The sequence below is a fragment of the Flavobacterium sp. genome (genome assembly GCF_035456225.1).
Classification (GTDB): domain Bacteria; phylum Bacteroidota; class Bacteroidia; order Flavobacteriales; family Flavobacteriaceae; genus Flavobacterium.
On record NZ_DATIDM010000066.1, the window covers coordinates 1 to 9,752 of the forward strand.

The window sequence follows — 9,752 nt, forward strand, 5'->3', positions numbered from 1 at the left end:
AAGAATTGGAAAAAGCTGTGGCTGAAGTGGATATTCCCTGTGTGGTAAAACCGCTGATGAGCTCTTCCGGAAAAGGACAATCTACCATAAAAACCGAAACCGATATCGAAAAAGCATGGAATTATGCCGTGGAAGGCTCCCGAGGCGACATCATCGAAGTAATCGTGGAAGCCTTTGTGAATTTCAATTCGGAAATCACTTTACTGACGGTTACCCAAAATAACAACCATACCTTATTTTGCGCACCCATCGGGCACAGACAGGAGCGCGGCGATTATCAGGAAAGCTGGCAGCCGGCACGAGTTTCACAAAAAGATATCGAAGAAGCGCAAGACATGGCAAAAAAAGTAACCGAAGCTTTGGGTGGTGCCGGACTATTTGGTGTCGAGTTCTTCCTCACGGATGAAGGCGTATATTTCTCCGAATTATCCCCACGTCCTCACGATACCGGAATGGTAACCTTATCAGGCACACAGAACTTCAATGAATTCGAACTGCATCTTCGCGCCATTTTAGGATTACCAATTGCCGAGATCACGTTGGAGAAAGTTGGAGCAAGCGCGGTGATTTTAGCTTCTGAAAATTCGGAAAAACCAACCTATACCGGAATCGACAAAGTAGCTGGCTTGTCGAAAACTGATTTTAGAATCTTCGGAAAACCGACTTCAAGGCCCTACAGAAGAATGGGAGTAGTATTGTCAAATGACAGTTTGGACACTCCTGTAGAAGAGGTTGTGGAACGAGCGAAAAAAACGGCCGTATTAGTAACCGTTAATTCATAAATTTGCCCTTTATTTTTTAATGCAGATGTTAATGAAAAAAGTTCTAACACTTCTATTACTATTGTTTTCGTTTTTGAGTTTTTCTCAAAATTATTACAACAATCCACAGAACAAAGCTGTTCCGACATTTTTTGGTAGTTCTGAAAATTTAGCTTTCAATGATAAGTTATTGGATATTTACAATAAAACACAATTGCATATTAGTAACAAATCCGACTCACTCTTTATTAAACGGATGAAATTAAAGGAAAATGATTCATTACAATTTCAGCTTTCTTATTTAATTAACAAATCAGGATACATTGTTGCAGACTCAACAGCAATTAATTCGGGAATAGCTTCTTTTGATAACTATATCAAATTGATGGTAAAATCCCTTCCAAAATTTACTCCAGCTGTAAGTTTAATAACAAAAGAACACAGTGAATACAAGATTAATATTCTTTGTGAGTTTGTTGTAAAAAACAATAAACTCATGATCTTCGAAAAAAACAAAATAGACAATTTCGAAGACCCTATTACACCCATTTTTGAAGCTTGTGCCAAAGATACAGCTGTCAAAAAAAATTGCCTTTCAAATACCTATAAAACCATTGCTCAAAAAATTGATATATCAAAACTTTCTTTTCGCGAAGCTCTTAATGAAATTAAAATAATGGTTGTTTTCAGTATTGATGAGCATGGCAAAGCCACAGACATTAAAATATTACGATCATCCATCGAATCAAAAGAGCTTGAAAACAAAATAATTGAAGCTTTTTTGAACCTGCCTAAATTCTATATTCCAACAGATGATCCAAACTTTCATAAGAAAAAAATTTCCTTACCAATAACTTTTCAAATAAATAATACCGGCTACAGCGGAAGACCTTACAGAAACAGTAATGGTTATCATTAATTTGGTATAATTTCAAGACCGCGATGAGAAGAATATTATTTTATAGGACCGACAACTGCCGAACTATTCCAAATACAAAAAAAACAGCTATTTTAGTAACTGTGAAATCATAAGTTCATAATTAAAGTATTACTAACACCAAAAAACAAAATATTATGGGTAAAAAAATCTTCTCTTTTCTATTCTTTTTATCGGTTATTGCAGTTAATGCTCAAGATAAAAAAGCGCAGGATAAAAAAAATTCCGTTAAGGATCAAATCGTTGAAGTTTCCTGCGGCCAATGTCAATTCGGAATGAAAGCCCCAGGTTGTGACCTGGCAGTGCGCATTGATGGGAAATCGTATTTTGTAGACGGAACCACAATAGACCAACATGGAGACGCTCATGCCAAGGATGGTTTCTGCAATGCGGTGAGAAAAGCAAAAGTTTCAGGCGAAATTGCAGAAAATCGCTTCAAAACAACTTCTTTCGAATTAATTGAAGAAAAAAGAGTGGGCTCTAAATAGGCCTCAAATTTCCGACTTTAATCCTACAATAAAAAAAGACATTTTCTTTCACAAAAAGTGTAAAAAACGTCTTTTTTAAATTTTCACCTTACTATATTTCCTATTAAAAGCTACTCATTTTTGTCAAAAAAAGACAAAAAAAGCGATTTTACTTTTTTCGGAAAAAGCAAAAAAAAGCGAAAAAATCACATTATTTTAAAAAATAAGCATTAAAATACGCTTTTTACTAAAAATAGCGCAAAGAAAAAGAAATAAAGGACTTACAAAAAAAACAAAACTTACACTTTATCGTTTTTTTTATACCATTTAACGTTTTTTTCTAATCCAAACCAATACCCGGAAGTATTTTTGCAAAAAAATTACACCAACCAAACGGCTGTAGTTTTCAGATAAAAATACGATGAAAAAAATTCTACTACTTCTTATTGCAATCATTTTCTTTTCTTTTGAAAGTACAGGTCAATGCACTATTTCAGGAACTAGCGTAAATTCAAGCTCAATAAATTGCGCTACATTTAGTTCTTGTACAACCATTTACCTTGGTGATGGAATCACAAGTACTAATTTAGTAATGAATTCAAATTTGGACTTTCCATGTTTAGGCGGTTTTACTTTCGTAATCAGAAACAATGCTACAATCGATTTTTCCAACGGTAATTACAATTTAGACCTACCAGCAGGATCATCGATTATAATTGAAACCGGAGGAAGCTTAAATGCCGGAGGGAATTGCAGCGCTTCCGATTTGATTAGAATAGGAAATGTCAAAGTAGCTTCTTGTAATGGTAGTGGTGGTGTTGCATCAGATTTCCCAACACTTGTAACCGGCGGTGGCTTCAATGTGGTTACTGCAACCGCTACTTCGGTTTGCGGTTCAGGAAGTTCCACTATAACCGCTTCAATGAACCCGGCACCTACTGCAGCAACAACTTATAATTTGTATACAGTAGCAAGTGGCGGCACACCATTTTTAACCATAAATGCAACGTCCGCTCCTTATTCAGCGACGTATACAACTCCCGTTATTCCTTCATCAACCACTTATTATGTTGAAGCAACAATTGGTTCCTTTACAACTCCAAGAAAAGAAATCAAAGTATTGACGGATACCAACATCTGGAACGGTACAACATGGTCAAAAGGTACTCCTCCTACAAGTTCTCAAAAAATTGTTTTTGCAGGAAACTACTCTTCTTCTTCTGATATTACAGGATGTTCTTGCCAGGTTAATTCCGGAAATGTTGTCATTAATTCCGGAAATACTTTAGCACTTGCGGACAATATTACAGTAACCGGTGGGGCATTAACTTTTGAAAACAACAGTAGCTTACTACAAACTAATGCATCAGCAGTAAACTCCGGAAATATCAACTACAAAAGAAGTACTACTCCGCTAAAACGATATGACTATACGTATTGGTCATCACCGGTAGCTAATGCTGCATTAAGTCAATTGGCAACAAATTCTTTGTTGTATGCTTACAGTCCAAGCATTAACAACTGGGTACAGGAAAGTGGAAGTTCTACGATGGTTCTTGGAAAAGGTTACATCGGAAGAGCGCCAAACAATCTTAATTACGATACACCACAAACAGTAGAGACAAATTTCACCGGAACCCCTAACAACGGTACTATTATTACACCAATAGTAAAAGGAGCCGGTGTTCTTAACTTAATCGGAAACCCATATCCGTCGGCTATTAATATCGACTTGTTTTTAACAGATGCAGCCAATTCAAGCATTGTAGACGGAACGATTTATCTTTGGACACACAACACTGCTATCAGCAGCGCTAATCAAGGCGACCACACTTACAACTATACCGTTAACGACTATGCGAAATACAATCTTACCGGAGGCGTAAAAACTGCCGCTATCTCCGGAGGTCCTGTTCCCACAGGAAAAATTGCCGCAGGTCAAGGATTCTTCATAGACGCGAATTCGGCTATAGCTAACGGAAATTACACAGCAACTTTCAGGAATTCAATGCGTGTATCCGGAAATAATAACCAATTCTTCAGAAATGAAGAAAACAATAACAACACAACTGGTGTTGCTCTAGAAAAACACCGCATTTGGCTGTCGTTAAGCAATACTCAAGGCGCTTATAACGAATCATTGGTTGGCTACATCCAAAACGCTACAAACGAATTGGACAGATTATTTGACGGAAAGACTTTGCCTTCAGAAAACATGGTTTCAATTTATTCACTGTTAGCAAACGAAAAATTATCCATTCAGGGACGTGCACTTCCTTTTGCCAATACAGATATTGTCCCAATCGGATATACAACATCTCTTAATGGTGATTTCACGATTAATTTAGAAAATTTCGACGGCTTATTCGGCAATCAGAATATTTATTTATTCGACAATACCACTGGAATTTATCACGATTTGAAAGTAGCACCATTTACCTTTACGACTACCAGCGGAGTATTCAATAATCGTTTCGAATTGCGTTTTACAAATGAAACATTAAGTGTAGATACACTAACAAACAATACTGAATCACTGATTATCCTTACCAAGGACAAAGAAATTACTGTAAAATCAACCGGTTCAGACATTGCAGGAGTAGAAGTACGTGATCTTTTAGGAAAATTGATCTACCGTCAGGATGGTATCCTTTCAAAAGAATTCCGCACCAGCGGTCTTCCTGCAGCTTCACAAATTCTGCTTGTTAAAGTAACATTTGACAACAAGCAAACCATTGTAAAAAAAGCTTTAATGCCTTAAGATAAAGATTACCCTCGGATAAAATCCGGACAACACACTAAACTCTGCCCCTTTTTATATGAAAATAATTCATATATAAAGGGGCTTTTTTTATCTCAACCTTTTTTAAAGAAGAAGCCAGACAAGTAAAATTATATTTGAAAATACATCTATTTCCCACATAAATATAATTATCTTTGAATAATGCTTATAATAGAAAATATCGCCAAACACGTCTCACTCACTACTGAAGAGCAGCTACTTGTTTTGGCTTTATTCGAGAACAAACAGTTCAAAGCAAAAACCATCCTTTTAAAGGAAGGGGAAATCTGCACACATTCTTTTTTTGTTCTCAAAGGCATCCTCAGAAGCTACACCGTCGATGAAAACGGCGTGGAACACGTAATGAGTTTCGCCTGTCCCGGCTGGTGGATTGCCGACATGTACAGTTATCTTTCCCAACGACCGGGACAACTATTCATAGAAGTCAACGAAGATGCCGAAGTATTTCTGCTCTCCAAAGAAAATCAAGAAAAACTATACCTTCAGGTTCCGAAGTTAGAACGTTATTTCCGTATTCTGATTGAAAATTCACTGGTCGCCAATCAACAGCGGTTAATCGACAATATGAGTTTTACTGCCGAAGCGCGTTACGACAAGTTCAGTAAAAAATACCCGGAATTGATCCACTGCCTGCCACAAAAACAAATCGCTTCTTACATTGGAGTTACCCCTGAATTTTTCAGTAAAATGAAGGCTCGTCTTTTGAAAAAATAGTTGCGCTTTTCAACCTCAATAAACAATCACTGCTTTTAGCAAACATCCTTATACTGAAAACCGGATCCGCGCTGCCTATAATCATTTCTTAATGTAGGTTAAGTGTTTCAGACATAGACACATCATAACTTTGTCACATCAAAACAATAGTTATGAACCGAAAAGATTTTATCCGAAAAACGATTTTAGGCGGTGGTGCTATAATCACCGGAACCGCTTTGGCTAAAAGCACCTCCGAAGAAACGGTAGGGTTCAATCACATTCAAAACACCAATTCAAAAATTATGGAAAATATCATTTTACACAAAGCCAATACACGAGGAAACGCAAATCACGGTTGGTTACAAAGTTTTCACACATTTAGTTTTGCCAATTATTTCAACCCGGAACGCATGAATTTTGGAGCGCTGCGCGTATTGAATGATGATACAGTAGCGGCCGGAATGGGATTCGGAAAACATCCGCATCAGGATATGGAAATCATCAGTATTCCTCTGGAAGGTGATTTAGAACATCAGGACAGTATGGGAAACAAAACGGTGATTAAAAATGGAGACATCCAGGTAATGAGTGCCGGAACAGGAGTTCAACACAGTGAATACAACAAAAATCAGGATAAAGAAGTGAAATTTCTACAGATTTGGGTTATCACGAATAAAAGAGGTGCAAATCCAAGATACGATCAAATCACACTTAATCCGGAAGACCGACACAATAAACTACAACAGATTCTCTCACCAAATGCAGAAGATGCCGGAGTTTGGATTCATCAGGACGCTTGGTTTCACTTGGGAAAATTTGACAAAGATGTTACGACCGAATACCAATTCAAAAAACAAGGTAATGGTTTGTATGTATTTGTACTCAATGGCGATATTAAAGTTAACAGCCAGGAATTGAACACAAGAGATGGCTTGGGCATCTGGAATACCGACAAAGTTTCCATCAAAGCAGATTCGCAAGCTGAATTTTTACTTATGGAAGTTCCTATGCAATTCTAAAAACAATTTCTTAATCTAGGTTAAGTACCTGAACAACAACTACAATGTAATTTTGTCTCATCAAATTACAATAACAACAATTAAAAAAATAAAATTATGGCAACAACAAAATGGACCATTGACCAAACACATTCGGAAATAGGATTTAAAGTAAAACATATGATGTTTACAAACGTATCGGGAAAATTTCTGAATTATGATGCGAATATAATTACTGAAGGAGATGATTTCACAAATTCAACAATAGAGTTTTCAGCTGATATCGACTCGGTAGACACCAGAAATGCAGACCGCGACAACCACTTAAAAAGTGCCGATTTCTTCGATGCAGAAAACCATCCTAAAATGACATTTAAAGCATCGTCATTCACTAAAGCTAATGATGATAACTACGAAATTGCAGGCGATTTGACATTAAGAGGTGTAACCAAGTTCGTAAAACTTCCCGCAGAATTCAGCGGCCTGATGACAGATCCCTGGGGAAATACCAAAGCGGGATTTATTATTAATGGAAAAATCAACCGAAAAGACTGGGGTTTAAACTGGAACTCTGCAATGGAAGCCGGAGGGGTTTTGGTAGGTGAAGAGGTGAAATTGGAAATCGAATTACAGTTTGTAAAACAATAAATTGCAAAGGCTGAAACCTAAAATGGAACGACCCATCAGATAACCGACGTTTTTTATTGAGTGATGATGTAAAACTCGATGTGGAAACACAACGGTTAAAAGCATAACACCCCGAATTAATACCTTTTGATTGATGAAGAAAAGCCTGTGGTTCATTTTGAATTACAGGCTTTTCAACTTCCTGAACGCAAAAAACTTTTCTGACACCACCAATGAGAGCAAATCCCTGTGAAGCATACACCGGAAACAACGCTTCAAAAAAATTATTACTTTTGCACTTCGATTGAATACCATTTTTTCAATCTTTAAATTCTTCAATCTTTAAATTTAATTTTATGAAAGCATACGTTTTCCCGGGTCAGGGTGCACAATTCACCGGAATGGGTAAAGATTTATATGAAACTTCCTCTTTAGCAAAAGAACTGTTTGAAAAAGCGAACGAAATTTTAGGTTTCCGTATTACCGATATCATGTTTGAAGGTACGGCGGAACAGTTAAAGGAAACCAAAGTTACACAACCGGCAGTATTCCTGCACTCGGTTATTTTAGCGAAAACCCTGGAAGATTTTAAACCGGAAATGGTTGCGGGTCATTCGTTAGGAGAATTTTCAGCTTTGGTAGCCAATGGTTCTTTATCTTTTGAAGATGGTTTGAAATTGGTTTCACAACGCGCTTTAGCGATGCAGAAAGCTTGCGAAATAACACCTTCAACTATGGCCGCAGTATTGAACCTTGACGATAAAATAGTGGAAGACATTTGTGCCTCTATCGACGGTGTCGTGGTTGCGGCTAACTATAATTGTCCAGGGCAATTGGTGATTTCGGGCGAATTAAAAGCCGTAGAAGAAGCTTGTGAAAAGATGAAAGAAGCCGGAGCCAAACGCGCTTTGATACTTCCGGTTGGTGGTGCTTTCCACTCACCGATGATGGAACCGGCACGTGAAGAATTGGCGGCTGCCATCGAAGCTACCACATTCAATACACCAATCTGTCCGGTATATCAAAACGTTACTGCCAGTGCGGTTTCCGATGCAAATGAAATTAAAAAGAACTTAATTATCCAATTGACAGCTCCGGTGAAATGGACACAGTCGGTTCAGCAAATGATTGCCGACGGTGCTACTTCATTCACAGAAGTAGGACCAGGAAAAGTATTAGTTGGACTGGTTAATAAAATCAATAAGGAAGTAGAAACGATTTCTGCGTAACTCTTAAAAATTGACATTTGAAACTCCGACGGTTGTCCGCCGGAGTTTTTTATTTTAATGATATCTTTGTTATACAAGAATTATACACTATGAATCCTGAAAATTTACGAACCGTAAATGTAATCCGGTATATAACTCCATTGCGCGAAGGAGGTTCATTGCCGGCACTGGCCGAAGCCGATGACGATTTTAAATACGTTTTGAAATTCCGCGGTGCCGGTCATGGAGTAAAAGCACTGATTGCCGAACTACTGGGTGGAGAAATTGCCCGTTTCTTAGGTTTGCCCGTCCCGGAATTGGTTTTTGCCACACTAGATGAAGGGTTTGGAAGAACGGAAGGTGACGAGGAAATTCAGGATTTATTACAATTCAGTCAAGGATTGAATTTAGGATTGCACTATCTGTCGGGAGCAATAACCTATGATGCTGCCGTAAATAATTGTGATGCGTTATTGGCTTCAAAAATAGTCTGGCTGGATGCTTTCATCACTAATGTGGATCGAACTTTTCGCAACACCAATCTACTTATTTGGCACAAAGAACTTTGGTTGATAGACCACGGCGCTTCTTTTTACTTTCACCATTCCTGGGAGAATTGGAAAGCGAATGCTATGAGTCCTTTTCCTCTGATAAAAGATCATGTTTTATTACCAAAAGCAACAAAAATGGAAGAGGTTCATAAAGAGTTTACCGAGAAATTGAACGAAACGGTTCTGAGAGAACTCGTAAATTTAATTCCGAGCGATTGGTTACAATGGGAAAACGGAGCAATTTCTCCTGAGGAAATCAAAGAAGTTTATTTTCAGTTTTTATCGATTCGATTAGCAAACGCAGACCTATTTTTAAAACAAACACAAGATGCACGAAAAACACCTATATGAATACGCCGTAATTCGTGTCGTACCAAAAGTTGAACGCGAAGAATTCATCAACATCGGATTGATACTTTTTTCCAAACGGGAAAAATATTTACGAATAGAACATAAAATCCCGGCAGAAAAAATAAAGTCGTTCTGCCCGGATTTTGATCTGGAACAATTGGAAGAAAACCTGACATCATTCACTAAAATCTGTTCAGGAAAAAGCGAAGGCGGACCTATTGCCACTTTTGAAATCGCAGAACGTTTCCGTTGGCTTACTGCTGTTAGGAGTTCAAGCATACAAACTTCAAGACCACATCCCGGATTTAGTATGGATTTGGATAAGACTTTTGAAAAATTATTTAAGGAATTGG

10 protein-coding genes are annotated in these 9,752 nt (G+C 37.6%); all 10 read left to right on the top strand.

What is annotated here, in order from left to right; all coding sequences use genetic code 11:
- Positions 1–782: formate-dependent phosphoribosylglycinamide formyltransferase (purT, locus tag VLB74_RS03835; RefSeq protein ID WP_325202139.1), on the top strand; the 782-nt coding region annotated here is incomplete at its 5' end.
- A gap of 235 nt (positions 783–1,017) precedes the next feature.
- Positions 1,018–1,680 (top strand): energy transducer TonB family protein, encoded by a 663-nt coding sequence (locus tag VLB74_RS03840; RefSeq protein WP_325202140.1) that lies wholly within the window; start codon positions 1,018–1,020, stop codon positions 1,678–1,680.
- Positions 1,681–1,835: 155 nt separating this feature from the next.
- On the top strand, positions 1,836–2,186 hold the full coding sequence (locus tag VLB74_RS03845; protein ID WP_325202141.1) for a DUF6370 family protein: 351 nt from the start codon (positions 1,836–1,838) through the stop codon (positions 2,184–2,186).
- A 400-nt stretch (positions 2,187–2,586) separates the two neighbouring features.
- Complete coding sequence (locus tag VLB74_RS03850; protein ID WP_325202142.1) at positions 2,587–4,926, top strand: Ig-like domain-containing protein; 2,340 nt, start codon at positions 2,587–2,589, stop codon at positions 4,924–4,926.
- 183 nt (positions 4,927–5,109) lie between these two features.
- Positions 5,110–5,682, top strand: coding sequence for a Crp/Fnr family transcriptional regulator (locus VLB74_RS03855; RefSeq protein ID WP_473964692.1), 573 nt, complete (start codon positions 5,110–5,112; stop codon positions 5,680–5,682).
- Positions 5,683–5,966: 284 nt separating this feature from the next.
- A complete protein-coding gene (locus tag VLB74_RS03860) occupies positions 5,967–6,683 on the top strand; it encodes a pirin family protein (RefSeq protein ID WP_325202148.1) in 717 nt (238 codons plus the stop codon).
- Between the two features lie 96 nt (positions 6,684–6,779).
- Positions 6,780–7,310 carry a YceI family protein gene (locus VLB74_RS03865; protein ID WP_325202143.1) on the top strand — a complete coding sequence of 177 codons (531 nt, stop codon included), beginning with the start codon at positions 6,780–6,782 and terminating at the stop codon, positions 7,308–7,310.
- Between the two features lie 335 nt (positions 7,311–7,645).
- Positions 7,646–8,518 (top strand): ACP S-malonyltransferase, encoded by an 873-nt coding sequence (gene fabD / locus VLB74_RS03870; RefSeq protein WP_325202144.1) that lies wholly within the window; start codon positions 7,646–7,648, stop codon positions 8,516–8,518.
- 89 nt (positions 8,519–8,607) lie between these two features.
- On the top strand, positions 8,608–9,399 hold the full coding sequence (locus VLB74_RS03875) for a HipA family kinase (RefSeq protein ID WP_325202145.1): 792 nt from the start codon (positions 8,608–8,610) through the stop codon (positions 9,397–9,399).
- Positions 9,377–9,752 (top strand): DUF3037 domain-containing protein (locus VLB74_RS03880; protein WP_325202146.1); only part of this gene is annotated, 376 nt, incomplete at its 3' end. The genes VLB74_RS03875 and VLB74_RS03880, both read left to right, overlap by 23 nt.

Bases quoted from the DNA above. Each gene is read 5' to 3' on its own strand.
- VLB74_RS03840 (WP_325202140.1), top strand. From the start codon at position 1,018: ATGAAATTAAAGGAAAATGATTCATTACAATTTCAGCTTTCTTATTTA.
- VLB74_RS03845 (WP_325202141.1), top strand. From the start codon at position 1,836: ATGGGTAAAAAAATCTTCTCTTTTCTATTCTTTTTATCGGTTATTGCA.
- VLB74_RS03850 (WP_325202142.1), top strand. From the start codon at position 2,587: ATGAAAAAAATTCTACTACTTCTTATTGCAATCATTTTCTTTTCTTTT.
- VLB74_RS03855 (WP_473964692.1), top strand. From the start codon at position 5,110: ATGCTTATAATAGAAAATATCGCCAAACACGTCTCACTCACTACTGAA.
- VLB74_RS03860 (WP_325202148.1), top strand. From the start codon at position 5,967: ATGGAAAATATCATTTTACACAAAGCCAATACACGAGGAAACGCAAAT.
- VLB74_RS03865 (WP_325202143.1), top strand. From the start codon at position 6,780: ATGGCAACAACAAAATGGACCATTGACCAAACACATTCGGAAATAGGA.
- fabD (WP_325202144.1), top strand. From the start codon at position 7,646: ATGAAAGCATACGTTTTCCCGGGTCAGGGTGCACAATTCACCGGAATG.
- VLB74_RS03875 (WP_325202145.1), top strand. From the start codon at position 8,608: ATGAATCCTGAAAATTTACGAACCGTAAATGTAATCCGGTATATAACT.